Consider the following 26,749-nt stretch of genomic DNA (forward strand, 5'->3'; position numbering starts at 1 on the left):
TGTGGACAAAGCTAGAATTGAAATGCTACATGACCTAGAAGAAAAATTAGATTACAGGTTTACAGATATTAATCTGTTAAACCTGGCTTTTTTTCATAGCTCATACGGAAATGAAAACAAATCATATAAAGATATTTCAAACGAAAGATTGGAATTTTTAGGAGATGCAGTCTTGGATCTAATTGTTAGTGACTTCTTGTATAATAGTAAATCTTCGTTAAAAGAAGGTGCTATGACAAAGATTAGAAGTCAAATGGTATGTGAAAAATCTTTCTCAAATATGGCTAAGTATTTAGAATTAGGAAAATATTTAATGATGGGTCATGGTGAATTTATTTCAGGTGGCAGTGAAAAACCTAGTGTACTTGCTGACACTTTCGAAGCAGTTTTTGGTGCAATATATTTGGATTCTGGTTATGAATCGGCTTTTAAAATTGTAGAAAATAAGTTTAAAAGTCTATTCATAGCTGAAATAGAAACAAAGTCTAGTTTTATTGACTATAAGACTATGTTACAGGAAAATAATCAAAAAAATTCAAGAGATAAATTAAAGTACAAGATTGTTAAAGAAGAAGGCCCAGATCACGACAAGAAATTCTATGTTGATGTTTATGAAGGTAACTTGGTTATAGGATCTGGATTTGGATCTTCAAAAAAACATGCAGAACAAGATGCTGCAAGAAAGGCCTTGATTAAATTAAGGGTAATAAATGAGTAAGAAAAATTACATTGTATCATTGTTCATTCCTCATTTAGGATGTCCAAATGATTGCATTTTCTGTAATCAACGCAAAATTACAAATTATATCGAAGTTGTTAAAAAAGATGAAATAAGAAATGAAATAAGAAATCAACTTGCAAATTTTCCTAATAAAAGTCAAGAAGATATTCAGATAGCTTTTTATGGTGGATCTTTTACAGGAATTGAAGAAACAGCTATGATAGACTATTTAAAAATAGCAAATGAATTCATTGAAGACGGTAAAGTTCGATCGATTAGACTTTCTACAAGACCTGATTATATTGATAAACACATTTTAAATATTCTTAAGGAATTTAAAGTAGAAACTATAGAGTTAGGCGTTCAATCAATGGTAGATAGTGTATTAGATGCAAATTTAAGATGTCACGATAGTAAGTGTGTTAAAACATCTTCTGAGCTGATAAAATCTATGGGATTTAGTTTAGGGCTGCAAATGATGACAGGCTTATACAAATCAACCACAGAGATGGACTTATATACTGCAGATGAATTAATCAAGTTACAACCTGATTTTGTCAGGATATATCCAACTTTAGTTATAAAGAATACTATGCTTGAAACTTTTACCAAAATTAATAAATATAGTCCGGAAAATTTGCACGATTCGGTCGAAAATTGTACCAAAATATATTTGAAATTTATAAACGCTAACATTCCAGTTATTAGATTAGGTCTATTAAATACAGAAAATATAAAACAAGGCGAAGATGTAGTTGCAGGGGCAATTCATCCAAATTATAGACAATTGGTAGAAGATAATTTGTATAGAAAAGTGGTAGATTATGTTTTGAAAAATGATAATCTTGAAACACTAGAAATACATGCCAAACCAAATATTTTGAATAATTTTGTCGGCTATAATAGGGAAAATAAAAAATATTTTAAAGAAAAATATGGATTAAAAACAATAAAATATTCTAATTCTAATAATAACTTCTTAGTGTTAGATAATATCAACAAAATTGATATTAATTTAGAAAATATTTTTAAATATATTGAAAAAGAGGTGTAGCTGTGGGATTAAAATCAGTTGAAATACAAGGTTTTAAGTCCTTTAAAGATAAAATAAAATTGAATTTTGATAATCCCATAACAGCAATTGTTGGACCTAATGGTAGCGGAAAGTCAAATATTTCTGATGCTATTTTATGGGTTTTAGGTGAACAATCAGCAAAAAATCTCCGTGGGAATAAAATGCAAGATGTTATTTTTGCTGGAACTCAGAAGGAAAAACCTGTTAACTTTGCACAAGTTTCCATAACATTCGAAAATGACTTATGGAAAGACATTGATTATCAAGAAATTACAGTAACAAGAAGAGTTTTCCGTACTGGTGAAAGTGAGTATTACATCAATAAAAATCAAGTTCGCTTAAAAGATGTAAAGGAATTATTTTTAAATACGGGAATTGGAAAAGAAGGGTATTCTGTAATAGGTCAAGGTAAAATCGACGAAATTCTGTCATCAAAAAGTGAAGATAGAAGGGAATTATTCGAAGAAGCATCTGGAATTTCCAAACAAAAATACATTAAAGAGCAAAGTGTTAAAAAACTTGAACAAACTAATGAGAATTTACTAAGAATTGAAGATATATTGATTTCACAAGTCGATAGATTAAAATATTTAGAAAAAGAAAGTAAAAAGGCTAAACAAGGAATTGTTCTGGAAGAAAAACTAAAGGAAATGGAAATCCAAAAAGCTTTATTGGATATCGAAAAACTTTCTATTACACTAAGTGATGTCATTGAAAAAAAAGAAAATAATGATAAAAGCTTGATTGACTTAAAATCAAAACTTGTAAGATTTGAAAATAAAAGAAATGATTTATTAAAAAGCATTAATAAAATAGATATCGATACAGAATTGAAAATCTCTAATTTAGCTGATATTAAGAGTCAAAAAATAAAAAACGAATCAGATATTCAATTGAATGATGAAAGACTTAAAAATAGCAACACTGAATTAGAAAGATTAACAAAAGAAAACGAGAATTATTCATCAGAAATTAAAAATTTAACATCAAAAATTGATAATTTACAAAATACAATAAAGAACTCTGAGAAAAAGCTTGAAGAAATAAATTCAAATTTAGAAAAAATGAATATTGATGATTCTGAAGATGAACTTAACATTAAAAAAGAATTGAGCGATAAGAAATCAGAAAAATTAAATAAATTACAGTCAATTTATACACAACATATTATAGAAAAATCTTCACGTGATGCTATCGAACAAGAAAGGTTGAAAGAAATATCAGAGGTAAAAAAGCAAAAAGAAGAATCTGAATTCAAATTAAATCAATTAGTAGAAGCATTACGAAATTTAGAAGAAACGCTAAGTGATTATGACAAACATTTGGATAATTTAGATAAAGATAAAGAACGAATTTCTAGCATTATAAATGATAAAGAGAAAGCTTTAATTAATTTAAGAGACAAATTATCCAACTTAAAAGAAGAATCCATAACTAACAAAAATAAATATATGTTTTTGAAAAATACTATAGATAATCACGAAGGGTACAATTTTACAGTTCAAAACTTTTTTAAAAAGTTAAATCCTAGTTTACAAGATAAAGTAATAGGGACACTTGGGGATTTAATCAGTGTAGAAAAGCAGTATGAGAAATCTGTTGATGCAATAATGTCATCAGCGTTTCAAAATATAATTGTCAGCAATGAAAATGATGGTAAGGAATTAATTAATTTTTTAAAGTCAAATAAGATAGGAAGACTTACTTTTTTACCATTAAATAAAATAAAATCTAGAAATTATGATTATGTAAAAGATAAATTGGTACTTGGACATTTAAATGAATTTATAAAATCTGATGAAAAATTTAGGGATATTGTAGATTATTTTGCACAGAAAACACTTGTCACTCAAAATATGGAAGATGCTATTAACGTAAGTTCGAAATACAAAAACTATAGAATAGTTACATTAGATGGTGATATCATTAATAGTTGGGGTTCAATGGTAGGTGGATATAAAAAGCCTTCCAATTACTCAATACTATCAACAAAAAATAGTTTAAATTCTGTTGAAAATTTGTATAAAAACTGTGTTAATGAATACAACGATTTGAAAAAAATATACGAAGAAAATATTGATATTGTTAATCAAAACAAATCCGATTTAGAAATTATTGAAGATAAGATTGTAAAATTAAGAACTGAAAAGGATGCTTGTAATATCAACATAAAAGACAAACAGTTTGAGATTAAATATTTGAGGTCTAGTATTAGTGATTTTGATAATAAGTTAAATTCAAATACTATACAAAGTGAAGCCAATGATTTACAAGAAACTGATTTAAAAAATCAAATTGTAGAATTAGAAAATGTTTTAAAAGAATTAAGTGTTGAAATTGAGAAATTACAAGAACAATATAATTCGGAAAAAATGAATATAATTAGTTTAAAATCTGAATACTCTTCTGTACAAAGGGATTTAAATATATTTAATAATCAGTTAAATGATGCAAAAATCAGAAAAGAATATTTGGAAGATAACTTTAAAGTTAATTCAGTTAAAATTGATGAAATTCATAAAAGTATTTCTAAATACAAAAGCCATAAAAATGATATAAAATCTAAAACTGTTGATTATGATGATATTATTTCTGGGCTAAATAATGAAATTTTATATATGAAGTCCAATATGAATGAATTTAAATCAGAGTTAACAAAGATTGAGCAATCAATATATGATTCAAATGCTAGTGTTCAAAAAATAGAAATTAGCAATAACTCATTAATCGAAAAGGCTTTAAATACAACAGAGAAGTTAAATAATATTAAAATAGATATTAATGAGCTCTATGATATTAATATCGACACAATAGAATCTAATTCTGATATTAAAATTAGTCAGAAAGAAATCAATAAAATTATCAATGATTTAAGAAATATAGGTTCTTTTTCTGTAGATAGTATTCAAGAATATGAATCAGTTAAAAAAGAATTTGATTTTATGACTAAGAGTAAAAATGATTTAATTGAATCCAGGGCAGATATCATGAGCGCTATTAATAAGCTTAATAGAGAAATGAAAGAAGTATTCACCAAAAAATTTGAAGAAATAAATACAAAATTTATTGCCATTTTTAAACAACTTTTTAATGGAGGATATGCAAGTCTTAAATTGACCGAAGATGATGTTCTAAGTTCTGGAATTGAAATAACTGCTCAACCACCTGGGAAAAAACTTCAAAGTCTAAACTTGTTGTCCGGTGGAGAAAGATCGTTGACAGCGGTAGCGTTGCTTTTTGCGATTTTTGAGACAAGACCATCTTCTTTTTGTATATTAGACGAAATAGATGCTGCTTTAGATGAAATAAATATTAAGAGATACAAAGAATATTTAATTAAATTTAAAGAAAAAACTCAATTCATTATTATTACACATAGAAAGAGTACAATGGAGATAGCTAACATTTTATATGGAATAAGTATGGAAAAAGATGGAATATCTAAAATGATTAAATTAGATGTAGATAGGAGAGAGATATGCTAAATAAGTTCTTTGATAAGTTTAAGTCTAAAAAAGATGACGAAGAAACAAAAAATACAGAAGAAGATTTACAACAAGAAGAATTAGAAATTAGTCAATCCAATGAAAATATAGAAATAAGCGAAGAAGTTAATGATGCTGAAAAAGTCGTTGAAGAAAAGAATGAAAAGTCTGAAACTGATAACGAAAAATACCAAGAACAATCTGAAGAAATTATCGAAGATAAAGAAGAAAATAAGGAAGGATTTTTTGAAAAATTAAAGAATTCATTACTTAAAACTCGTGACAATATTTCTAATAAGATTGATCAAGTTTTAGCCAATTATAGAACGGTTGATGAAGAATTATTCGAAGAAATTGAAGAAACTTTGATTTCCGCTGACATTGGTGTTGAAACAACATTAAAGATTGTTGCTCAATTGAGAGATAAAGTAAAACTTAATAACATTCAAGATCCAAGTGAAATAAAAAATGTTTTGGCTGATATTTTAAAAGAAAATATAATTAATGATAAGATCGACAATAATTTAAATGTAGATGATAAAACTATTATTTTAGTAGTCGGTGTAAATGGTGTAGGAAAAACTACTACGATTGGTAAATTAGCCATGAAATTCAAAAAAGATGGGAAAAAAGTTTTGATGGTTGCTGCCGATACTTTTAGAGCAGCGGCTATAGAGCAGCTTACTGAATGGGCAAATAGAGCTAAAGTTGACATTATTAGTCACAAAGAAGGTTCTGACCCAGCTAGTGTTGTTTTTGATGGAGTTAGTGCTATGAAAAGTAGAGATGCAGATATATTAATTTGCGATACAGCTGGAAGGCTTCATAATAAGAAGAATTTAATGAATGAATTGAATAAAATAAAGAGAGTTATTGAAAAAGAATATCCGGAAGCTAAAAAAGAAATTTTATTAATTGTAGATGGCACAACTGGACAAAATGCTATTATTCAAGCAAAAGAATTTATGAATGCAACTGATTTAACAGGTGCTATAATTACAAAACTAGATGGTACAGCTAAAGGTGGAATGATATTTCCACTTGAAATGGAATTGGGAATTCCAGTAAAATTCATTGGAATTGGCGAACAGGTTAATGATTTGGTTAAGTTTGAACCAGAAAAATTTATAGAAGCAATAATAAATTAAAATTGAATTTTTTTTCATTTTTTGATAAAATTTGTGTGTGGAGGAATAACATGGATAATAAATTTAATAACGGATCTGTTAAGATCTCTAATGACATAATTTCACTTATTGCAGCAGAAGCTTGCATGGAAGTTGAAGGTGTAAAAGCTATTATGACACCACAATCAGAAAAAGTAAATATACAAAAAGGAGCTCAAAAATCAGTAATCATTGAAATTCTTGACAATGCTGTAAATGTAAGAGCCCATATTGAAGTAGATTCTGATTATAACATCAAGGATGTATGCTATAAGGTGCAAAAGAAAATAAAAGAAAATATCGGCATGATGACTGGGTTAGTTGTCATAAATGTAGATGTTGTTTGTGAGAAAATAAGTATTTAATGTAACCCTCTTATCAGAGGGTTATTTTCTTGGAGGAAATATGTCAAGAAGACAATCTAGAAAAAGCGCAATGCAATTAATCTATGAAATGAATATGAATGGAGATTACGATAAAAATAGAATTGAAGAATTTTGTAAATATCAGAATATTAATAAAAATGATATAGTATTTTTCAAAGAAATTGTATTAAATTTTATTGAACATATTGATGACATAGTAAATATTATAGAAAATAACACAAAACAATGGAACTTGGACAGAATTAACAAATTAGATTTATCGATTTTACAAGTTGGTGTTTGCGAAATTCTATACGTGGAAAGCACTCCAGATAGTGTTGCAATTAATGAAGCCGTTGAATTAGCGAAAGAATATTCTACAGAAAAATCATACAGTTTTATCAACGGCATATTAGGCTCTGTATTAAAGAGAAAAGAAAATGCAAGTTTATAGTGTTAAAGAGATCTCTGATTATATTCAAAATACTTTGAAGAAAGATCCAATTTTATCAAATGTGTGGATAGAAGGTGAGATTTCAAATTTTAATAAAAATATTTCAGGACATGTTTATTTTAGATTAAAAGATGAAAAAGCATTGATTTCTTGTATGATTTTTAAAACAATGTCTCTTGCAAAAACTATAAACTTAAAAGATGGAGACAAAGTTCAACTAAGAGGAAGTATAACAACATATCAAGGATCAAGCACTTATCAACTTCTTGTAAAAGAATGTAAGAAATCAGGCACTGGAGACCTTTTTCAAAAGTATTTAGAGTTAAAAGAAAAGCTTGAACAGGAAGGCTTTTTTTCGGAATCAACCAAAAAATGCATAACTAAATATCCTAAAGCTATTGGCGTGATTACATCTTCTACAGGAGCGGCCGTGAATGATATTTGCAGAACAATAAAGAGAAGATATCCTATTTGCGATATTTTGATATATCATTGTGTTGTTCAAGGAGAACAATCGTCAGAATCTATTATACAAGGCATTAAATATATGGATGAGCAAAATCTAGATACTCTTATAGTAGGAAGAGGCGGTGGAAGTTTTGAGGATTTAAATTCATTTAATGATGAAAATCTTTTAAAAACTATTTATAATTCAAAAACCCCTATCATAAGCGCCGTTGGTCATGAAAATGACTTTATGCTTTCTGATTTTGTAGCTGATTTAAGAGCATCTACTCCAACAGCAGCTGCTGAGCTAGCCACTGCTGATTTTGATGAATTAAAATATTTTTTACAGGAAAGTTACGCTAAAATTAATAGAATTTTGATGAGAAGATTTGAAGATGAAAATCAAGAATTAGAGTATTATGGTAAGCAGTTGGAATTTTTAGGCCCCAAAAACATTATTAAAGAACACATGGATAATCTTCAACTTTTGAAGGATAGCTTAAAAAAAGCTTATAAGAAAAATTTGGAAGATAAGTTCAATGAAGAATTAAATATTTACCACAAATTAAATCTGTTGAAACCTGATAAGCTATTATCTTTAGAAATCGAAAAACTAAATAAAATTCGAATAACAATGATTAAAAATTTGATTTCAAATATTAATTACAAAGAATTGATTTTAGACTCATATAAAAATAACTTATTGCATCTGAATCCAAGTACAATTTTAGAGAATGGATATGCAAAAGTATTAAAGAATGATAAGAGTATTTCATCTATTGATGATGTTATGGAGAACGAAAAAATTGTCTTAATTATGAAAGATGGTAAACTTGATACAACTGTTCAAAATAAGGAGAAATTCAATGAATGAATATAGAGAATACGATGAAGGATTAAAAAGACTAAGTGACATCGTTGAAAAGTTGGAAGACAGAGAGCTGAGTCTTGAAGAAAATATAAAATTATACGAAGAAGGCATGAAGCTTCACAAGAGATTAAGTTCTATTTTGAAAGAACAAGAAGGAAAAATGACTTTGATTAAAGATAACAAAGAAGAAGATTTTCAAATAAACATGCTTTTAAGTGATGATAATGAATAGTAAGGAAATTATAAATTTAATAAACACTTCATTAAAAGACTTAAAATTTTCCGATGATAAAATTGGCGAAGCTATGCAATACACCATTGTTGACGATGGTGCAAAAAGATTAAGGCCACTTTTGTTTTTGTTAACTTATCAAATGTTTAATGAATCGATAACTGAATCTGTAAATTACGCTATTGCCATAGAATTAATTCACAATTATTCATTAGTGCATGATGATTTAGAATGTATGGATAATGACGAATATAGAAGAGGAAAGTTAACAGTGCATAAAAAATACGGAGAAGATATTGCAGTTTTAGTAGGGGATGCACTTTTAAATTATTCATTTGAAGTATTATCTGAATCGATTAAGAACGAAATTGACGCAAAGTGTGCAAATTATATCGTAAAGAAATCAGGTTGTTTTGGCATGATAAAAGGTCAACTTTTGGATATTGACAGTGAGATTTCTGAAAAAAATATTATTGAAATTTACGATAAAAAAACGTGTAATTTACTTAAAGCAGCTACTGTATCTGCTGGAATTTTAAGTAAAGTTGACGATAATATATTATTAAAACTAGAAGATTATGCTTTTAATCTAGGAATGGCTTTTCAAATAATTGATGACATTATGGATTATGAAAATGATGTAAAAATTAATAAAAAAACTTATGTCACTATTTTTGGAAAAGAAAAAGGCATTGAAGATGCAAATCAGTACTCTGATAAAGCTATAGATTGTATTAAAGATATCGATAATTCTCAACCTTTAATTGAAATTACAAATAAACTGTTGGACAGGAAATATTAATATGAGAATTGATTTGTATTTGTGCGAAAAAAACTTTGCATCTTCTAGAACAAAGGCAAAATCTCTGATTGAGAATGAATTAGTTTATTATCAGGGTAATTTAGTAAAGAAACCATCACTTGAGATAAATTCTGATGAAGTTGAAGTGAAAGAACACATTGAATATGTGGGAAGAGGCGCTCTGAAGCTTTTAAAAGCTTTTGAGGTATTTAACATAGGTAAGCATGATTTATGCCTAGATATAGGCTCATCTACTGGTGGATTTACTCAGGTTTTATTAAAAAATAATGCAAAAGAAGTCTATGCTATTGATGTTGGCAATAATCAAATGGTTGACGAACTCAGACATGATAGCAGGGTTAAATTATTCGAAAATACTAATTTTCGAAATATTAATGTAGATGAGTATCCGAGATTTGATTTTATAGTATGCGATGTATCTTTTATATCATTGAAAATGATTATTCCAAATGCCGTTAAAATGCTAAAAAATAATGGCGAAATGATATTTTTGATAAAGCCGCAGTTTGAATTAAAAACAAAAAATCATATAATTAATAATAAAAAGGAACATTTATCTATAATAAATGATATTAATAATTATCTAAATGATGAAGGATTGTATATTTCTGAGATGACACATAGTCCAATAAAAGGTAAGAGTGGAAATATAGAGTATTTAATCCATATTACGACTTTAGATAATAAAAATATAAAATTCAAGGATGTTGTGGAGACAGCATTTAATAAATTGAGGTAGAAATATGAAAAAATACACAAGACAAAGATTAATTCTAGACTTAATAGAAGAAAATGAAATAAGAACTCAGGAAGAACTTTCTGACTATTTAGAAGCTCATGGAGTTAGAGCTACACAAGCTACTATTTCTAGAGATATAAAAGAATTAAGAATATCAAAAGTTCAAACTAGAGAAGGCGAATATCATTATGCAATAATTGACACTGTACACGATTCATTAAACGAAAGATTAGATAAGATTTTCAGATCTGCTGTGTTGACTATCAAGCATAATGAAGATATGGTAATTATTAAAACAATATCTCACACTGCAACAGTATGTGGTATGGCAATTACCAACGCTAAATTAGACAATATAGCAGGAATTCTAACAGGTAATGATACTATTTATATAACTGTTGAAGATAAATCTGGATTGGAAAAATTAGTTTCAGAAATCAAATCAATCATCAGGTAAAAAAATGTTAAATTCTCTTTATATAGAAAATTTTGCGATAATTGACAAAATCAATGTCGATTTTACAGATGGACTTAATATCATAACTGGGGAAACTGGTTCAGGAAAATCAATTTTGATAGAAGCTTTTGAACTTCTTCTAGGACAAAGATTTAACAAAAGTTTTATCAGAGATTCTTCAAAAAAAACTATTGTTGAAGCGACATTTACAATAGCTGATAATTCTAAAATTAAATTTTTAGAAGACATGGGATACAATGTTGAAGATGGAGTAATAATAATTTCAAGAATTGTAGATACTAATTTAAAAAGTATAAATAAATTAAACAATAGATCAATCACGCTTAACACACTAAATGAATTAATGAGTAAATTTGTTGACATTCATGGACAAAATGGAACTCAATCACTATTGAACAAGGATTTTTATCTAGATTTAATTGATTCTTTTGATAAGGAAGAAACTTTTAAAATCAAAACTGAGTTAAGGGAAATTCTCAATAATATTGCAGAATACAAAAAAGCGTACAAGAGTTTTAATATTTCAAACGAAGAAAAGGATAGACAACTCGATATAATAAATTATCAAATTGAAGAAATATCACAAATAGATCTTGAGAACTTGGATGAAGAAGAACTTGAAAATGAATATAATAAACTATCGAATGTTAATTTGATTAAAAATAATATCGGTGAAATATTAAACATGTATTCGGATGAAAACTACAATGAACAAGATATAAACACTATGTTTAATATTGTTTTAAGCAAAATGGACTCAATCTGTGAGTTTGATAATGAAGTGAATTCTTTTAAGCAAGATTTGGATAAGATTTATTATGAGATGGACGACTTGTTCTCAAGGATTAGTTCATATTCATCAAGCATTTATCAAGATGAGTTCAAACTAAATGATTTAGAAAATAAAATAGCAATAATTACAAATTTAAAGAGAAAATACGGAAAATCTATTGATGATATAATTTCATTTAGAAAAGATTTGGAACGTAGACTTAAAGAACTGAATGAAATTACAGAAAATAAAAGAAAATTCAAGAAATTAATTGATTCAGACAAGCAGAAGGGGATTGAATTATCAGATAGACTTCATAAAATTAGAAAAAAAATTGTTTCTAAATTAGAAAAATTGATTGTTCAAAATCTAAAAGATTTGAATATGAAACATGCTGATTTTCAGGTCAAATTTGAAAAGCTTTCTGATTTCAATGAAAAAGGTTATGATTCATTGGATTTTCTAATTAAAACAAATTTAGGGCAAGATTTAAAACCAATGGTATCTATTGCATCTGGTGGAGAAATTTCACGTATTATGCTTGGATTTAAGTCAGTTATATCAGATTTTGAAGATATCAATACTCTTATTTTTGACGAAATTGATACTGGAATTAGTGGTAGGACGGCATTGGTAGTAGGTGAAAAACTTATTGATTTATCAAAAGATAAGCAAGTGATTTCAATAAGTCATTTACCTCAAATAGCTTCATTGAGCGATAATCACATTTTAATTGAAAAGATTGATTGTAATAACGAAACAAAATCAATTTTAAAAGTATTAACTCCTGAAGAAAAGGTAAATGAAATTTCGAGATTGATCGGTGGAATAAACATCACAGAAACGACAATTGAACAAGCAAAATTAATGATCAATCAAGCAAATGAATTAAAAAATGATAGGAGATAATTATGGATTATGAAGAAAAAACTATAAAGAGTGAAATGATATATGAGGGAAGAATTTTAAACCTCAGATTAGATACGGTTGAACTTCCAAATAGAAAATACTCTAAAAGAGAAATTGTTGAACACGCAAATGCTGTGTGCATAATTGCGGTAAAAGATAATAAATTATTTTTTGTGAGTCAATATAGAAAAGCTATAGACCAACAATTAATGGAATTACCAGCAGGGTTAATTGAACACAATGAAACACCAAAAGACGCGGCGATAAGAGAGATGAGGGAAGAAATAGGTTATAATTGCAAGAATTTAACTTATCTGTTCGATGCTTATTCTTCTCCGGGTTTTAGTGATGAAAAAGTAAGTTTCTTTTTGGCTGAAGAATTATTCAGAGACGAACTAGAAGCAGATGATGACGAATTTTTAAATATAGAACTCATCGAACAAGAAAAATTAATGCAAATGATAGAAGATGGAGCTATTGTTGACGGGAAGACAATTATGGGAATTCTATATTTTTTAAGGAATGTGAATAAATGCTAGAAACGATAAATCATTATATTATAATTATACTTGTATTACTTCCAACTATTGTTCTCCATGAACTTGCTCATGGTTATGTTGCTTACTGGATGGGTGATAATACGGCTAAAAGCATGGGTAGATTAAGCTTCAATCCTATTGATCACATTGATCCATTAGGTGCAATTAGTTTGATTTTATTCAAGTTTGGTTGGGCAAAGCCAGTTCCAATTAACTCATACAATTTTAGGAACAGACATTTAGGGATGTTCTTGGTTTCAATTGCAGGAGTTACAGTAAATTTAATTTTAGGACTTATATTTTCGTTTTTATATGTTAAATTTTCTCATGTAAATCCTGTAGTATCAGAAATTTTGAGTTTATTTATTGTATACAATGTGTATTTTGCTGTATTTAACTTAATACCCGTTCCACCTTTAGATGGTTCTAAGGTTATAACTGCTTTTTTTCCAGGAAAATTTTTAGATTTTATGGCAAAATATGAAAAATACACTTATTTTATATTGCTTATATTAATTTTTTCAGGTGTGTTGGGTAAAGTTTTAACGCCTATAACATCATTTATAATTGATAAGTTTTTAAGGTTAGCAATTGCACTATGAGTTTAATTATTGAAACTGAAGAATTCAACGGTCCAATGGATCTTTTATTAAATTTGGTTGAAAAAGAAAAAATTGATATAGAAAATGTTGATTTAGCAAAAATTACAAATAAATTCATTGAAGAAGTTGAGAATTTGAAAAATCATTCTACTAAAGATTTGACTGATTTCATTTACTTAGCTTCTACTTTGTTATATATAAAATCAAAAAAATTATTACCCAAAAATGATTTTGATGAAGATGATCAGATAGATGAAGATTTAATTAAACAACGATTAATAGAATATAAAAAATTTAAAGAAATCTCTAAACAATTGATTGAATTAGAAAACATCTCATCGAAACATTTTAGAAAAATTCAAGAGGATTTATCGGTTTATCAATCTGAAAAAGAAAATTTGATTGTTCCTGACATTAATTTATTATCTGAAACTTTGTTAGAAATATTAAATAAGGTAGATAATAGAATTGTCATTGAAGAAACAGAAATTATAGAAGCGGAAGAATATAAGATTGAAGATTGTATTGAAGATATATTGTGGAAGGTAGAAAAAAATAACAAATATAGTTTTTCATATTTTTTATCCAAAAAGACCAATAGAAATGAAGTTATATCTGTTTTTTTAGCTTTACTAGAATTATTAAAATCCAACATACTAAAAGTTGTAAAAAATGAGGGTAATACGGAAATATTAATGAGGTAATTATGGAAGATAAAATTATTCGAAATAAAATTGAATCTTTACTTTTCTTATGGGGTGAACCATTAGATATTTCTTCAATATCTGAAGCTATAAACCTTGGCAAAAAAGAAACTAGAAATATGCTCGATGATTTAATTAAAGAATACGAATATAGAAACACTTCTCTGGAAATCAGATGCATCAACGATAGCTACCAAATTCAAACGAAAAAAGAATACTACGAATTTTTAAAAGAAATTTTTGTGAAAAATAAAAATACAAGATTAACTAATACCACCATGGAAGTTTTATCGATTATAGCTTACAAACAACCAATAACAAGAATTGAAATTGATGAAATAAGGGGAGTAAAATCTAGTTCATCAATTGACACTTTAACTAAAAAAAATCTAATAAAAGAAGTCGGAAGACTCGATAAAATCGGAAAGCCTATATTATACGGAACTACGGATGAGTTCTTGTATTATTTTAATATTAATTCTTTGGAAGATCTTCCTAAATTAAACGAAATAGAAAAACTTATTAAGGAAAAAGAAAATGAGAATAAATAAGTTAATCGCGCAAAGTGGATATTGTTCTAGAAGAAAGGCTGATGAACTAATCAAAAACTCAAAAGTTTGTGTCAACGGGACAATACTTTTAGATTTATCGTATCAAGTAAATGATGGTGACATTGTTGAAGTTGAAGGTAAGAAAATTAGAAAAAAAGAAGAAAAAGTTTATATTGCTATCAATAAACCTGTTGGATATACTTCAACAGTTAAGGATAAATTCGCTAATAAAAAAGTTGTTGATTTAATTAAATCTAATACAAGGGTTTATCCAGTTGGTCGTTTGGATAAGGATTCTCATGGATTATTAATATTAACGAATGATGGTGATTTAACTTATGAATTAACTCATCCTAAATTTGAGCATAAAAAAGTTTACGAGGTTTTAGTTAAAGGTAAACCAACCAAAAACAAAATACAAGAATTAAAAAATGGAATAATATTAGATGGTTATAAATTAAAAAAATCAAATATAGAATTTATTGCCAATGTAAAAGACAATACAAAATACATGGTAACTATTTATGAGGGTAGGAACAGACAAATTAGAAGAATGTTTGATTATATAAATCATCCGGTTTTAGATTTGAAAAGGGTTCAGATTGGTAATTACAAGATGGACGATAATTTAAAAAGCGGAGAATACGTACTGTTAAAGAGAAAAGATTTGGACTTAATAAGAGGTAAATATGATTGAAGTTAGACTTGCAAATAACAAAGACGAAGAAATTTTAAAAAATTTTAACTTAAAAATAGAAGATATTGTAGGGGATTTTTGCTTTATATATATTGACGACTTAAAACCAAAAGGGTATTCTCTGATTAGGACAGAAGATAAAAGAGCAAATATAGCAGATTTTCAATTACAAGAGGAGAATTCTAACAAGTTATTTTTTCTAAAAAGTATAGGGATGAATTTGAGAGATTTTGGTATTGAAGAGTTTTATGATAATAATGGTTTAGTAAAATCATTTTTTGAAAATCAAGGCAAAATAGACTTTAATCTACTTTTTAGGGGAAGCTGTAATGATTTATAACAATACTAAAACATTAGTTGAATCATTGATGAAAGATAAAATTCCAACTTCAAAAATTTGTTTAGATATGACATTTGGAAACGGAAACGATTCATACAAAATGTTATCCATAAACGAAACCATTGAAGTTTATGGGTTTGATATCCAAAAAGATTGTATAGATAATTCTAGAAAATTTGAGAACTTGAAAGTTATTAACGATTCTCATCTAAATTTTGACAAATATATTAATCAGAAAATTGATTTTGTGGTGTTTAATTTGGGATACCTTCCAGGTGGAGATAAAAAAATAACTACTGATTATGATACTGTAATTAAAACTTTAGATAAACTTTTGAAAGTGCTAAGCACAGAAGGTCAAGTTGTTATTACTTTCTATCCTGGGCACAAGCCAGGACTTGAAGAAAGTATAAACATAATCGCATATCTTCATAAATTAAACCAAAAAGAATTCAATGTTATTAGATACGATTTTATAAATCAAATAAACAATCCACCTTTTGTATGCTTAATTGAAAGGATTAAATAATGAATGTAGCGATAATAGGAGCAGGTGCAGCAGGATTAATGGCTGCAAGCTTCATTAAAGATGAATATGAAATTCATATTTTTGATCATAATGAAAAAATAGGTAAGAAATTGTTCATTACCGGAAAAGGAAGATGCAACATTACCAATTCATGTGATATACAAGAATTAATTGAAAATATTAATACAAACAAATATTTTTGTTACAGCCCATTTTATGACTTTACTAACGAACAAGTCATAAATTTTTTTAATTCAAATGGTCTTAGAACAAAAGTCGAACGTGGAAATAGGGTTTTTCCACAGAGTGATAAATCATCAGATGTGATTAAAGTATTTGAAAAAATATTGAAGGATAAAAATGTACATTTGCACTTAAATGAGCAGGTAAACAAAATTTACAAATCTAATAAATTTTATCTGACTACAAACCGTGATGAATATGGATTTGATAAAGTTATCATAGCCTGTGGAGGTAAATCATATCCAAATACCGGCTCAGATGGATCTCTTTACAGTCAAATAACCAAGCTAGGTCATACTATCCACGAAATGAAGCCTGGTTTGAGTGCAATTATTTTAAAAGAAAATGTGGAAGAATTAGAGGGAGTTAGTCTTAAAAACGTCGGACTAAAATGTTATTTGAATAAGAAATTGATATACGATGATATAGGTGAAATGATTTTTACAAGAAAAGGAATTTCAGGTCCCTTAGTACTTACTTTATCAAGTATATTGTGCAATAAAAATGGTGACATTAAAATATCGATAGATTTGAAACCAGGATTGACAGATCAAAAACTTGATGATAGGATTTTAAGAGATTTCAGCGAAAATCAAAACAAAACAATTGAAAATGCTATAAGTAAAATAACAATCAAAAAATTAATACTGCCAATTTTAAAATCTGCAAGTATAAATCCAAATAAAAAAGTAAATGAAATAACAAAATATGAACGTGATAATTTAAGAAGAATTTTAAAAAGTTTTGATTTTACTTATGTATCAAATGAAAAGCTTGATTACGCAATAATTAGTGTGGGAGGAGTCGATGTTAATGAGATTGATCCAAGCACAATGGAATCTAAAATTGTAAAAGACCTATATTTTTGTGGAGAAGTAATTGATGTTGATGGTTTTACAGGAGGATTTAACTTACAATTTGCTTTTTCAACGGGTTATTTAGCGGGGATAAATATATGAAAAAAATCAAATACGAAAATGAATCAAAACTTTATGATGATATTAATGAATATATCAAAGACAAAAATTTTGACATATTATTGATATCGACGCCTAGAGTTATGAAAGAAATTTTCGACGATAGATTAATTAAAACAAATAAAAATATTTTGATCTCATCAAGAATGCTCAGAAAAAATGACGATGATAATGTTTATATTGAATTGATTAATAATGACGTATATTCTGTTACTGTTGATGGACCAAGTGGATCTGGTAAATCAACAGTTTGTAAATTAATCTCAAATATATTAAACATTGAATATTTGGATACGGGATCAATGTATCGTTCTCTTGCTTATTTTTGTTTGAAGAAAAATATAAATTTGGAAGACGAAGAAGAGGTCATGCATGTATTGAACAATTTGGACATAACATTTGAATCATCTAAGATTAAAGTTAATGGTGAATTCTTGAGAGATAAAATAAGAACTAATGATGTATCTATGGCAGCATCAAAAGTTTCAACATATTATTCTGTAAGGGAAAAATTAGTTGAAATTCAAAGACAGATTGCGAGCAACAAAGCGATTATTATTGATGGAAGAGATGCTGGTACTAACATACTAAAGAACGCTGATTACAAGTTTTATTTGGATGCATCACCCGAAGTTAGAGCCAAAAGAAGATTTAACGAACAAAAAGACGATTCATCTTATGAAACGATTCTAAAAGACATAAAATTAAGAGATGAACAGGATAAAAATAGAAAATATGCTCCTTTGAAACGAGCCGAAGATGCTGTTTATATAAATTCTGATGATATGAATATTGATGAAGTTGTTGAAAAAATAATAGAGATAATTAGAGGTAGAAATGTTTTATAGATTTGCAAGATTTTTATTGAAAATAGTATTTAAAATAAGATACAAATTAGTTGTTCATGGAAATACGAAACTTCCTGAAACTCCTTTAATTATTTGTGCAAATCACATAAATTTATGGGATCCAATTTTATTAGCGATAATTTTTGAGAGACCCATACGATTTATGGCAAAAAAAGAATTATTTGATAATAAATTTCTAGGTTTTTTACTAAACAAGTTTGGAGCTTTTCCGGTTGATAGAGATAATGTAAATATTAAAACGATAAAAGACGCTATCAAGCTTGTAAAAAACAATGAAGTTTTGGGAATATTTCCAGAAGGAACAAGAGTAAAAACAGTTAGTGAAGAAAATATGAAAACAGGAGTTGCTATGATTGCGTCAAGAGCAGGAGCAGATGTTATCCCAGTATTCATAAATTCTAATTATAAGTTCAGATCAAAAGTAGAAGTGTTTGTAAGAGATAAAATAGCTATATCAAGTTTTGATGATGTTTCAAAAGATATAAGAAATAAAGCAATAACTAGAGCTATATACGAAAATATTTACAAGGTGAATTGATGAATATAATAGTACAACAAAATGCGGGATTTTGTTATGGAGTTAAAAGAGCAATAGAGATAATTGAAAATGACCCATCAAAATTAAAGTATACTTTGGGTAAGCTTATCCATAACGAACAAGAATGTAAAAGATTAGAAGCTTTGGGTATAAAACAGATAGACGATTATACTCAAGCTGAGAAAGGCTCTACGATTTTTATTAGATCTCACGGTGCAACATTAAAATTAAAAGAAGAAATAAAAAATAATGGATACAAATTAGTAGATTTAACTTGCCCATCACTATTAAAAATTTATGAAAAAATAAATAAAAAACACGAAGAAGGTTACAAAATTATTATTATTGGAGATCCAAATCATCCGGAAATTATAGCGATGAAAGGACAAGTCGAAAATAATGTTGAAGTTGTTAACTCAATTGATGAGGCAAAAAAAATAAAAGGTGAAAAATTATATGTAATTTCACAAACTACTAATTTAAAGAGGAAATTTTTGGAAATTTCTGATATAATAGTAAGAGGTAATACTAACGTTGTGATAGATAATACTATTTGTGGGGCTACAAAAAGCCGACAAATGGCTTGTTTAGAGCTTTCTAAGAATGTCGATTGTATGATTGTGATTGGTGGCTTGAATAGTTCTAACACAAATAAATTGTATGATATTGCAAAACAAAATTGCAAAAAAGTTTTAAGAATTGAAACATACAAGGATATTTGTATCGATGATAGTATTATTGAATCTAAATTATTAGGTATTACAGCTGGTGCGTCCACACCGGCTTGGATTATTGAGGAGGTTGTAAATTTAATGGATAATTACAGCAAGGATTTTATGGAACAAGTAGAAGAAAGCATGAATAAGATTTACCCAAAAGAAATCGTAAAGGGTGAAGTTATTTATGTAACAGATGATGAAGTCATGGTTAATATTGGCTATAAGGCTGATGGTATTATTAAATTAGACGAATTATCAACAGAAGAAGGTAAATTACCTAAGGATTTGTACAAACAAGGCGACGAAATCGAAGTTTACGTTATTAAGCTAGATGACGGAGAAGGAAATGTTGTACTTTCTACAAAAAGAGTTGAAGGAATTAAAAACTGGAAGAATTTAGTTTCTAGTTTTGATAATGATTCAACTGTAGAAGCAAAAGTAACACAAGTAGTAAAAGGCGGCTTAATAGCTACAATTGATAATGTAAGAGCTTTTATACCAGGTTCTCAAGTAACTACTCACTTTGTAAAAGATTTATCTAAATATGTAGGAGAAACTTTGGTATGTAAAGTTTTGAATATAGATGAAAAGAAGAGACGTTTAGTTTTATCTCACAGAGCTGTTGTAGAAGCAGAACAAAAAGAAATTGAAGATAAGGCTTGGGAAAACATAACTGTTGGTGAAACAATAACTGGTAAGGTACAAAGATTAACAGACTTTGGTGCATTTATCGATTTAGGTGGAGTAGATGGTTTACTTCATATTTCAGATATTTCTTGGAATAGAATTGAATCCCCAGAAGATGTTTTAAAAGTTGGAGATGAAATCGAAACTTTAGTTCTTAAAGCTAACAGAGAAAAGAATAGAATCTCACTTGGCTTGAAACAATTACAACAAAAACCATTTGACGCTTTCGTTGAAAACAATCACGAAGGGGATGTTATTGAAGGAGAAGTTGTAAACTTAGTTGACTTTGGTGCTTTTATTAAATTAGCTGAAGGAATTGAAGGCTTAGTTCACGTTTCTGAAATTTCAAATGAACACGTTGATAAACCATCAGATGAATTAAATATTGGTGATACAGTTAAAGTTAAAATCTTAGAAATCAATCCTGAAAAGAAAAGAATAGCTTTAAGTATGAAAGCTTTATTACCAAAACCTGAAAAACCAGAAAGAAAGCCAAGACCTAAAAAAGTTAAACCTAAAAAAGTAGAAACTAAACCAGAATCAAGTGAAGAAACTTTGATTAACAGTGATTTAGGTGCATTATTAGATTTAAAATTAAAAGAAATCGAAGAAGATAACTAAAATCTACTTTATATCCAAAAGCCAAACAGGTGTTTGGCTTTTTTTAATGTATTTATGAATTATACACCGTGTTTTGGGGTATATAAAAAATATAGATTAGGGTGTGATTTAATATGAATGTAGATTTTAAATTATATGAAAATTATTATAGTGAATTTGCTACAAAATCAAATGAAGCTGCGAGAATTCAATCCGAACCAAATGATAATTTAAGAAATCCGTTTCAAATTGACAGAGATAGAATTATTCACTCAAAATCTTTTAGAAGACTTAAACATAAAACACAAGTGTACTTAAATCCTGAAAAAGACCATTACAGAACAAGGTTAACGCACACATTAGAGGTTACCCAAATAGCTAGAACTATTGCAAGGTGTTTACGTTTAAACGAAGATTTAGTAGAAGCAATAGGCTTGGGACATGATTTGGGACATACACCTTTTGGGCATGTAGGTGAAAAGATATTAGATAAACTCAATCCAAAAGGATTCAAACATTATAAACAATCCATTAATGTTGTCCAATATCTAGAACATTCAAGTTCTAGAATAGGTCTTAATCTAACGAAACAAACATTAGATGGAATAGTGAATCATTCAGGTAGCAACAAGGCAAATACCTTAGAAGGGCAAATTATTAAATATTCAGATAGAATTGCCTACATTAATCACGATATTGATGATTCTATTAGATCAAATATTATAAAACATAGTGATTTACCTATAGAAATTACAGAAGAACTAGGAGATAGAGGTTCAAAAAGAATTAATTTCTTAGTAAATGATTTAGTTGAAAATAGTTTCGATAAAAATCACATTGAAATGTCTGATAAAACTTATAGACTAATGGAAGATTTGCGATCATTTATGTTTAAGAACGTATATTTTAACGACATAGTAAGAAAAGATGATAAAAAAGTAGAATATGTACTAACTAATCTATATAGTTACTATTTAGAAGATATTAGTAGATTACCAAAATCACACACAGATATTTACAATAATATTGAGTTACAAAATAAAACCAAAGATGATATAGTTACAGATTATATCGCTGGTATGACTGATTCATTTGCAAAAAGAACTTTTAAAGAAATTTTCATACCAGATTCTTGGAGCATATAAAGATAGGATGATAAGATGGGATTTATACCACAAGATAAAATAGATGAGATAAAAAGTGTTGCAGACATAGTTTCTGTAATTGGAGATTATGTTGAATTGAAAAGGGCTGGTTCAAATTATGTTGGACTATGTCCATTTCACAATGAGAAGACGCCGTCTTTTAGTGTATCGCCATCAAAAGGCATTTTTCATTGTTTTGGTTGTGGTGTTGGTGGCGATGTTATATCCTTTATAATGCAAAAAGAGGGCATGTCATATCCTGAAGCTATTAAATTTTTGGCAGATAAGTTAGGTATTTTAGTCGAAACAAATGAAGTAAATAAAGAAAAATACGAACATCGCAAAAAATTATTTGAAATTAATAATGAAGCCAAATTATTTTATTACAAAAATCTATTGATAAATGACATACCGAAGGATTATATAAAAAAAAGAAATCTTAATAATAATTTGATTAATAAGTTTATAATAGGTTACGCTGATGGGAAAAACAGTCTTTATCGTCATTTACTACAAAAAGGGTATCAAAAAGATGATATAATAGAAGTCGGCCTCATAAATCAGGACGAAAAAGGGAATGTTTATGATAAATTTCGAAATAGGTTGATGTTTCCTATTATAGATATAAGAGGCAATGTTATTGGTTTTGGTGGTAGAGCTCTTGCGGATTCAAGGGCAAAATATATGAATTCTCCTCAGAGCCTAGCTTACGATAAAAGCAAGAATGTTTATGGAGTTTCTAATTTAAAAAATTCTACTAAAGTTGGGAAAATCATATTGGTAGAAGGATATATGGATGTTATCTCATTGACAAATTATGGATTTGACTATGCTATTGCTTCATTAGGTACTTCTCTAACACATGATCAAGCAAAATTAATCAAAAGATATTGTAAGAATATTTATATATGTTATGATGGTGACTCAGCAGGTCAAAACGCAACATCTCGTGCTATAGAAATATTTAAAGAGCAGGATATTAGTCCTAACATTATTGTCATACCTGATAATATGGATCCTGATGATTATATTAAACAATACGGAAATGAAAGTTTCGATAGGTTAATAGATAACGCAATGGATAGTGTTATTTATGAATACAAGAAAATACTTCAAAAATACGATATTAATGATGTAAAAGAAAAAATACAACTTATAGATGATTTGACAACTTTATTATCAAAATTAGATAGAGAAGTCATTAGGGATGAATATATTAAGAGATTTTCTGATGATTTAAACATAGAATATGTGAGTTTGAAAAAAGATGTCTATAATAAGCTGAAAGAAACTAAGCCTAACGTGAATTTTCATTATGAGAGAACTGAAGATAATCAAAATACAGAAAAAGATAGTATTAATAATCAGGAAAAAATAACTGCAATTGATATAATGACAATTGCTTGTTTTCATAAAGATATATACTATGATTTAAAAGAAGAATTCTCAAAATTCAAAACTAAAATCAGTTCTTATAATAACTTTATGGAGTTTGTGGATTTTTATTATTCTAAAAATAATGAAAATGAAATTGATGAAAAAGCGGCTAGAGATTATTTCAAAAATGATATTCAAATGGATCGAACTATCGATTATTTATATCAGAAATCTAGATATTCAATTAGTATTAATAATATTGGTAGAGTCGTATTGGAGATTAAAAAATACCTAATGACTCAAGAAAAAGATAATATTAAATCTCAGCTAGATCTAATGCAATCAGTAGAATTTAATGAAAAGATTAATAAAGAATACAATGAAATTTTGAATAAAATCTTAGAAATTAATAGACAAATTAAAGAGTACAAATAGTCAGAAAGGAGTTTTTTTATGTCAGAAGAAAACTTGGATGTTGAACAAATAAAAAAAGATGCATTAAACCAATTAATAGAGATAGGTAATGAGAATGATGGCATAGTTACTATCAAAGACTTCAAAAATATTGATGATATTTCTTGCCTTGATGAAGATGATATAGAAGATATAAGAAATTTGTTAATTGAAAATAATATTGAGATTTTTGAAAGTAATGATGAAATAGAGAAGAAATCATCTTCAAAGGATGATGACAAAGACGATATCGAAGATGATGAATCTATTGATGATGAAGACGATGACGATATTAAAGATGACAAAAAGATCATCGAAGATGTTTCTGATATTAAAGGAATTAATGTAGACGACCCAGTAAAAATGTATTTAAAAGAAATTGGAAAAATTCCTTTGTTATCAGCTGAAGAAGAAGTTCAATTAGCACAAGAAATGGAAAATGGCTCTAAGAGAGCTAAGAAAAAGTTAGCAGAAGCAAACTTACGTTTGGTTGTAAGTATTGCTAAAAGATACGTTGGACGTGGAATGAGCTTTTTGGATTTGATTCAAGAAGGTAATCTTGGTCTTATGAAAGCAGTTGATAAATTTGACTATACAAGAGGATTCAAATTCTCAACATATGCTACTTGGTGGATCAGACAAGCTATTACAAGAGCAATTGCTGACCAAGCTAGAACAATAAGAATTCCTGTACACATGGTGGAAACTATTAATAGACTTGTTAGAATTGAAAGACAATTATTACAAGATTTGGGAAGAGACCCTACAAATGAAGAAATAGCTAAAGAAATGGGAATTGAAGTAGAAAAGGTTAGAGAAGTCAGAAAAATTGCTCAAGAACCTGTAAGTTTGGAAACACCTATTGGTGAAGAAGAAGACAGTCATTTAGGAGATTTTATTGAAGATGATACTGCTATCGCTCCAGATGAAGCAGCAAATTTTACTATGCTTAGAGAAGAATTAGAAGGCATTTTAAACACTTTAAATGAAAGAGAAAGAAAAGTATTAGCATTAAGATTTGGACTTGTTGATGGTACTCCTAGAACACTTGAAGAGGTTGGCAAAGACTTTGATGTCACAAGAGAAAGAATAAGACAAATAGAAGCAAAAGCTTTGAGAAAATTAAAACATCCATCTAGAAGTCAAAAATTAAAGGATTTTTTGGAATAAAATGAAAAAACTTAGGCTTGAAGAAATAATTAACTTAGTAGATGATAATTCAATAGTTGCTGACATAGGAACAGATCATGGAATTGTTCCATTCGAATTAATAAAGTCAAATAAAGCAAAGAAAGTCATCGCATCGGATATTAGTGAAAAATCATTAGATAAATTAAGAGAAAAATTAGATTATCTTGATAAACCGGAAAAAATAATACTAAATGTATCTGATGGCTTGGATAATTTAAACGAATATCAAGTTGACACGATAATAATTTCAGGAATGGGAGGAAATTTAATCGCTGATATTCTGGGAAAAAATATCGATGTAGCTAAAAGTGCAAATTGCTTAATCTTAGGAGCAAATAATTCACTTTCCGTACTAAGAAAATTTTTACATGACAATTCTTTTGAAATTATAGAAGAAGTTGATTTGTTTGAAAATGACAAATATTATCAAATAATTAAAATTAAAGTCGGTAAGCAATTATTTTCGAATGATTATGAGTATGAATTTGGAAAATTTTTAATCGATAATAAATCTGAAAATTTGAAGCAATATATAAAACAACAGATAGAAAATAAGAAAACAATATTGTCGAATATATCAGAAAAAGACTCTGATAATGTAAAAAATGCTATTGATAATATTAATGTCGAAATAAAAGAACTTGAGAAAGTGTTGAATAAAATTGAAGCTTAAAGATTTTATAAGTTGGTATGAAAAATTAGTTCCTTTAGAAATTCAGGAAGACTTTGACAATAGTGGTATTCAATTTGGTAATTTAAATAGAGAAATAAATAAGATTTTGATTTCCTTAGATTTAGATGATAATTGCCTGAATAGAGCTATTAGAGAAAAATATGATTTGATATTTACACATCATCCAGTTATTTTTCATCCATTAAAAAATATTATAGAACAAGATAATAGTGTAAATACACGATTAATTAGTGCGATAAAAAATGAAATTTGTATTTATTCTTCGCATACCAACTTAGATAGTGTCGAATTTGGAGTAAGTGATGCGCTAGCTAAACAATTAGGCTTGACTAATACTAAAATTTTAGATTCTCATAAAAATAATATAGGATATGGGAAATATGCTGATATTGAAGAGGATTTTGCAGAGAATTTTATTTGTGATTTGAAAAATAAATTAAATCTTGAAAGTGTAATTGTATACGGTAATACAAATCGAAAGATTAAAAGAATAGCGGTGCTAGGCGGAAGTGGTGGTCACTTCATTGAAAATTGTATTGATACTAATTGTGATGTATTTGTATCTTCTGAATTTAAACACGATGAACAGATAGATGCACAAGATAACAATCTTATACTAATAGATATTGGCCACTATGAATCAGAAAAATTTATTCTTGAACCGTTAAGACAAACTATTCAAAAATCTTTTCCAGATATCAAAATAGATGTTAATTATTTAAAAAAACCAACTAGAAAAATTTTCTAATTATGTTAT

28 protein-coding genes are annotated in these 26,749 nt (G+C 27.8%); all 28 read left to right on the plus strand.

All coding sequences use genetic code 11. The features are described 5' to 3' along the window. Position 1: 1 nt before the first annotated feature. The 28 genes from rnc (at position 2) to GKF99_RS02570 (ending at position 26,740) form a co-directional block, all read left to right on the plus strand. On the plus strand, positions 2-718 hold the full coding sequence (gene rnc, locus GKF99_RS02435; protein ID WP_347233078.1) for a ribonuclease III: 717 nt from the start codon (positions 2-4) through the stop codon (positions 716-718). Continuing rightward, positions 711-1,775: a radical SAM protein gene (locus tag GKF99_RS02440; protein WP_154272600.1), complete on the plus strand. Its 1,065-nt coding sequence runs from the start codon at positions 711-713 to the stop codon at positions 1,773-1,775. The genes rnc and GKF99_RS02440 overlap by 8 nt, the downstream gene beginning before the upstream one ends. A 2-nt stretch (positions 1,776-1,777) precedes the next feature. Then, a complete protein-coding gene (gene smc, locus GKF99_RS02445; RefSeq protein WP_172976418.1) occupies positions 1,778-5,281 on the plus strand; it encodes a chromosome segregation protein SMC in 3,504 nt (1,167 codons plus the stop codon). Beyond that, the gene (gene ftsY / locus GKF99_RS02450) at positions 5,275-6,429 is read left to right on the plus strand and encodes a signal recognition particle-docking protein FtsY (RefSeq protein WP_154271092.1); all 1,155 of its coding nucleotides are present in this window, start codon (positions 5,275-5,277) and stop codon (positions 6,427-6,429) included. The genes smc and ftsY overlap by 7 nt, the downstream gene beginning before the upstream one ends. 50 nt (positions 6,430-6,479) lie before the next feature. Then, positions 6,480-6,812, plus strand: a complete 333-nt coding sequence (locus GKF99_RS02455) for an Asp23/Gls24 family envelope stress response protein (protein WP_002836527.1) — start codon at positions 6,480-6,482, stop codon at positions 6,810-6,812. A gap of 40 nt (positions 6,813-6,852) precedes the next feature. Then, on the plus strand, positions 6,853-7,266 hold the full coding sequence (nusB, locus tag GKF99_RS02460; protein ID WP_094205749.1) for a transcription antitermination factor NusB: 414 nt from the start codon (positions 6,853-6,855) through the stop codon (positions 7,264-7,266). After that, a complete protein-coding gene (gene xseA, locus GKF99_RS02465) occupies positions 7,253-8,587 on the plus strand; it encodes an exodeoxyribonuclease VII large subunit (protein WP_094207199.1) in 1,335 nt (444 codons plus the stop codon). The genes nusB and xseA overlap by 14 nt, the downstream gene beginning before the upstream one ends. Next, positions 8,580-8,816 (plus strand): exodeoxyribonuclease VII small subunit, encoded by a 237-nt coding sequence (gene xseB, locus GKF99_RS02470; RefSeq protein WP_002836523.1) that lies wholly within the window; start codon positions 8,580-8,582, stop codon positions 8,814-8,816. Before xseA ends, xseB begins: the two co-directional genes overlap by 8 nt. Next, positions 8,809-9,618: a polyprenyl synthetase family protein gene (locus GKF99_RS02475; RefSeq protein ID WP_094207198.1), complete on the plus strand. Its 810-nt coding sequence runs from the start codon at positions 8,809-8,811 to the stop codon at positions 9,616-9,618. The genes xseB and GKF99_RS02475 overlap by 8 nt, the downstream gene beginning before the upstream one ends. A gap of 1 nt (position 9,619) precedes the next feature. Continuing rightward, positions 9,620-10,378, plus strand: coding sequence for a TlyA family RNA methyltransferase (locus tag GKF99_RS02480; RefSeq protein ID WP_094207197.1), 759 nt, complete (start codon positions 9,620-9,622; stop codon positions 10,376-10,378). Between the two features lie 4 nt (positions 10,379-10,382). Continuing rightward, on the plus strand, positions 10,383-10,835 hold the full coding sequence (gene argR / locus GKF99_RS02485; protein WP_002836519.1) for an arginine repressor: 453 nt from the start codon (positions 10,383-10,385) through the stop codon (positions 10,833-10,835). A 4-nt stretch (positions 10,836-10,839) separates the two neighbouring features. Next, the gene (recN, locus tag GKF99_RS02490) at positions 10,840-12,537 is read left to right on the plus strand and encodes a DNA repair protein RecN (protein ID WP_094207196.1); all 1,698 of its coding nucleotides are present in this window, start codon (positions 10,840-10,842) and stop codon (positions 12,535-12,537) included. Positions 12,538-12,539: 2 nt separating this feature from the next. Further along, positions 12,540-13,076 (plus strand): NUDIX hydrolase, encoded by a 537-nt coding sequence (locus GKF99_RS02495; RefSeq protein ID WP_094207195.1) that lies wholly within the window; start codon positions 12,540-12,542, stop codon positions 13,074-13,076. Further along, the gene (locus GKF99_RS02500; RefSeq protein ID WP_094207194.1) at positions 13,070-13,678 is read left to right on the plus strand and encodes a site-2 protease family protein; all 609 of its coding nucleotides are present in this window, start codon (positions 13,070-13,072) and stop codon (positions 13,676-13,678) included. Before GKF99_RS02495 ends, GKF99_RS02500 begins: the two co-directional genes overlap by 7 nt. After that, entirely contained in the window at positions 13,675-14,382 is a 708-nt protein-coding gene (locus tag GKF99_RS02505; RefSeq protein ID WP_094207193.1) for a segregation/condensation protein A, read from the plus strand. Before GKF99_RS02500 ends, GKF99_RS02505 begins: the two co-directional genes overlap by 4 nt. Positions 14,383-14,384: 2 nt before the next feature. After that, positions 14,385-14,933 carry an SMC-Scp complex subunit ScpB gene (scpB, locus tag GKF99_RS02510; protein ID WP_002836510.1) on the plus strand — a complete coding sequence of 183 codons (549 nt, stop codon included), beginning with the start codon at positions 14,385-14,387 and terminating at the stop codon, positions 14,931-14,933. Beyond that, the gene (locus GKF99_RS02515) at positions 14,920-15,630 is read left to right on the plus strand and encodes a pseudouridine synthase (RefSeq protein ID WP_094207192.1); all 711 of its coding nucleotides are present in this window, start codon (positions 14,920-14,922) and stop codon (positions 15,628-15,630) included. The genes scpB and GKF99_RS02515 overlap by 14 nt, the downstream gene beginning before the upstream one ends. Beyond that, positions 15,623-15,970, plus strand: coding sequence for a hypothetical protein (locus GKF99_RS02520; protein ID WP_094207191.1), 348 nt, complete (start codon positions 15,623-15,625; stop codon positions 15,968-15,970). The genes GKF99_RS02515 and GKF99_RS02520 overlap by 8 nt, the downstream gene beginning before the upstream one ends. Continuing rightward, positions 15,960-16,499, plus strand: coding sequence for a class I SAM-dependent methyltransferase (locus GKF99_RS02525; RefSeq protein WP_094207190.1), 540 nt, complete (start codon positions 15,960-15,962; stop codon positions 16,497-16,499). Before GKF99_RS02520 ends, GKF99_RS02525 begins: the two co-directional genes overlap by 11 nt. Further along, positions 16,499-17,701, plus strand: coding sequence for an NAD(P)/FAD-dependent oxidoreductase (locus GKF99_RS02530; RefSeq protein WP_154272601.1), 1,203 nt, complete (start codon positions 16,499-16,501; stop codon positions 17,699-17,701). The genes GKF99_RS02525 and GKF99_RS02530 overlap by 1 nt, the downstream gene beginning before the upstream one ends. Continuing rightward, positions 17,698-18,567: a (d)CMP kinase gene (gene cmk / locus GKF99_RS02535; RefSeq protein ID WP_154271094.1), complete on the plus strand. Its 870-nt coding sequence runs from the start codon at positions 17,698-17,700 to the stop codon at positions 18,565-18,567. Before GKF99_RS02530 ends, cmk begins: the two co-directional genes overlap by 4 nt. Further along, positions 18,557-19,126 (plus strand): lysophospholipid acyltransferase family protein, encoded by a 570-nt coding sequence (locus GKF99_RS02540; RefSeq protein ID WP_094207187.1) that lies wholly within the window; start codon positions 18,557-18,559, stop codon positions 19,124-19,126. Before cmk ends, GKF99_RS02540 begins: the two co-directional genes overlap by 11 nt. Then, a complete protein-coding gene (locus tag GKF99_RS02545; RefSeq protein ID WP_154272602.1) occupies positions 19,126-21,153 on the plus strand; it encodes a bifunctional 4-hydroxy-3-methylbut-2-enyl diphosphate reductase/30S ribosomal protein S1 in 2,028 nt (675 codons plus the stop codon). Before GKF99_RS02540 ends, GKF99_RS02545 begins: the two co-directional genes overlap by 1 nt. A gap of 113 nt (positions 21,154-21,266) precedes the next feature. Next, positions 21,267-22,277 (plus strand): deoxyguanosinetriphosphate triphosphohydrolase, encoded by a 1,011-nt coding sequence (locus tag GKF99_RS02550; RefSeq protein WP_154271095.1) that lies wholly within the window; start codon positions 21,267-21,269, stop codon positions 22,275-22,277. A gap of 15 nt (positions 22,278-22,292) precedes the next feature. Next, complete coding sequence (dnaG, locus tag GKF99_RS02555) at positions 22,293-24,089, plus strand: DNA primase (RefSeq protein WP_154271096.1); 1,797 nt, start codon at positions 22,293-22,295, stop codon at positions 24,087-24,089. An 18-nt stretch (positions 24,090-24,107) separates the two neighbouring features. Continuing rightward, entirely contained in the window at positions 24,108-25,277 is a 1,170-nt protein-coding gene (rpoD, locus tag GKF99_RS02560; protein WP_094207179.1) for an RNA polymerase sigma factor RpoD, read from the plus strand. 1 nt (position 25,278) lies between these two features. Further along, positions 25,279-25,971: a class I SAM-dependent methyltransferase gene (locus GKF99_RS02565; RefSeq protein ID WP_094207178.1), complete on the plus strand. Its 693-nt coding sequence runs from the start codon at positions 25,279-25,281 to the stop codon at positions 25,969-25,971. Next, the gene (locus tag GKF99_RS02570; protein ID WP_094207177.1) at positions 25,961-26,740 is read left to right on the plus strand and encodes a Nif3-like dinuclear metal center hexameric protein; all 780 of its coding nucleotides are present in this window, start codon (positions 25,961-25,963) and stop codon (positions 26,738-26,740) included. The genes GKF99_RS02565 and GKF99_RS02570 overlap by 11 nt, the downstream gene beginning before the upstream one ends. Positions 26,741-26,749: the final 9 nt, after the last annotated feature.

This window comes from Finegoldia sp. BIOML-A2 (assembly GCF_009678315.1).
Lineage (GTDB): Bacteria > Bacillota > Clostridia > Tissierellales > Peptoniphilaceae > Finegoldia > Finegoldia magna.

Bases quoted from the DNA above. Each gene is read 5' to 3' on its own strand.
- GKF99_RS02530 (WP_154272601.1), top strand. From the start codon at position 16,499: ATGAATGTAGCGATAATAGGAGCAGGTGCAGCAGGATTAATGGCTGCA.
- GKF99_RS02520 (WP_094207191.1), top strand. From the start codon at position 15,623: ATGATTGAAGTTAGACTTGCAAATAACAAAGACGAAGAAATTTTAAAA.
- GKF99_RS02475 (WP_094207198.1), top strand. From the start codon at position 8,809: ATGAATAGTAAGGAAATTATAAATTTAATAAACACTTCATTAAAAGAC.
- dnaG (WP_154271096.1), top strand. From the start codon at position 22,293: ATGGGATTTATACCACAAGATAAAATAGATGAGATAAAAAGTGTTGCA.
- GKF99_RS02550 (WP_154271095.1), top strand. From the start codon at position 21,267: ATGAATGTAGATTTTAAATTATATGAAAATTATTATAGTGAATTTGCT.
- GKF99_RS02440 (WP_154272600.1), top strand. From the start codon at position 711: ATGAGTAAGAAAAATTACATTGTATCATTGTTCATTCCTCATTTAGGA.
- GKF99_RS02480 (WP_094207197.1), top strand. From the start codon at position 9,620: ATGAGAATTGATTTGTATTTGTGCGAAAAAAACTTTGCATCTTCTAGA.
- cmk (WP_154271094.1), top strand. From the start codon at position 17,698: ATGAAAAAAATCAAATACGAAAATGAATCAAAACTTTATGATGATATT.
- GKF99_RS02565 (WP_094207178.1), top strand. From the start codon at position 25,279: ATGAAAAAACTTAGGCTTGAAGAAATAATTAACTTAGTAGATGATAAT.
- GKF99_RS02545 (WP_154272602.1), top strand. From the start codon at position 19,126: ATGAATATAATAGTACAACAAAATGCGGGATTTTGTTATGGAGTTAAA.
- recN (WP_094207196.1), top strand. From the start codon at position 10,840: ATGTTAAATTCTCTTTATATAGAAAATTTTGCGATAATTGACAAAATC.
- GKF99_RS02525 (WP_094207190.1), top strand. From the start codon at position 15,960: ATGATTTATAACAATACTAAAACATTAGTTGAATCATTGATGAAAGAT.
- GKF99_RS02495 (WP_094207195.1), top strand. From the start codon at position 12,540: ATGGATTATGAAGAAAAAACTATAAAGAGTGAAATGATATATGAGGGA.
- rpoD (WP_094207179.1), top strand. From the start codon at position 24,108: ATGTCAGAAGAAAACTTGGATGTTGAACAAATAAAAAAAGATGCATTA.
- nusB (WP_094205749.1), top strand. From the start codon at position 6,853: ATGTCAAGAAGACAATCTAGAAAAAGCGCAATGCAATTAATCTATGAA.
- xseB (WP_002836523.1), top strand. From the start codon at position 8,580: ATGAATGAATATAGAGAATACGATGAAGGATTAAAAAGACTAAGTGAC.
- GKF99_RS02500 (WP_094207194.1), top strand. From the start codon at position 13,070: ATGCTAGAAACGATAAATCATTATATTATAATTATACTTGTATTACTT.
- xseA (WP_094207199.1), top strand. From the start codon at position 7,253: ATGCAAGTTTATAGTGTTAAAGAGATCTCTGATTATATTCAAAATACT.
- scpB (WP_002836510.1), top strand. From the start codon at position 14,385: ATGGAAGATAAAATTATTCGAAATAAAATTGAATCTTTACTTTTCTTA.
- GKF99_RS02455 (WP_002836527.1), top strand. From the start codon at position 6,480: ATGGATAATAAATTTAATAACGGATCTGTTAAGATCTCTAATGACATA.
- ftsY (WP_154271092.1), top strand. From the start codon at position 5,275: ATGCTAAATAAGTTCTTTGATAAGTTTAAGTCTAAAAAAGATGACGAA.
- GKF99_RS02505 (WP_094207193.1), top strand. From the start codon at position 13,675: ATGAGTTTAATTATTGAAACTGAAGAATTCAACGGTCCAATGGATCTT.
- GKF99_RS02515 (WP_094207192.1), top strand. From the start codon at position 14,920: ATGAGAATAAATAAGTTAATCGCGCAAAGTGGATATTGTTCTAGAAGA.
- GKF99_RS02540 (WP_094207187.1), top strand. From the start codon at position 18,557: ATGTTTTATAGATTTGCAAGATTTTTATTGAAAATAGTATTTAAAATA.
- argR (WP_002836519.1), top strand. From the start codon at position 10,383: ATGAAAAAATACACAAGACAAAGATTAATTCTAGACTTAATAGAAGAA.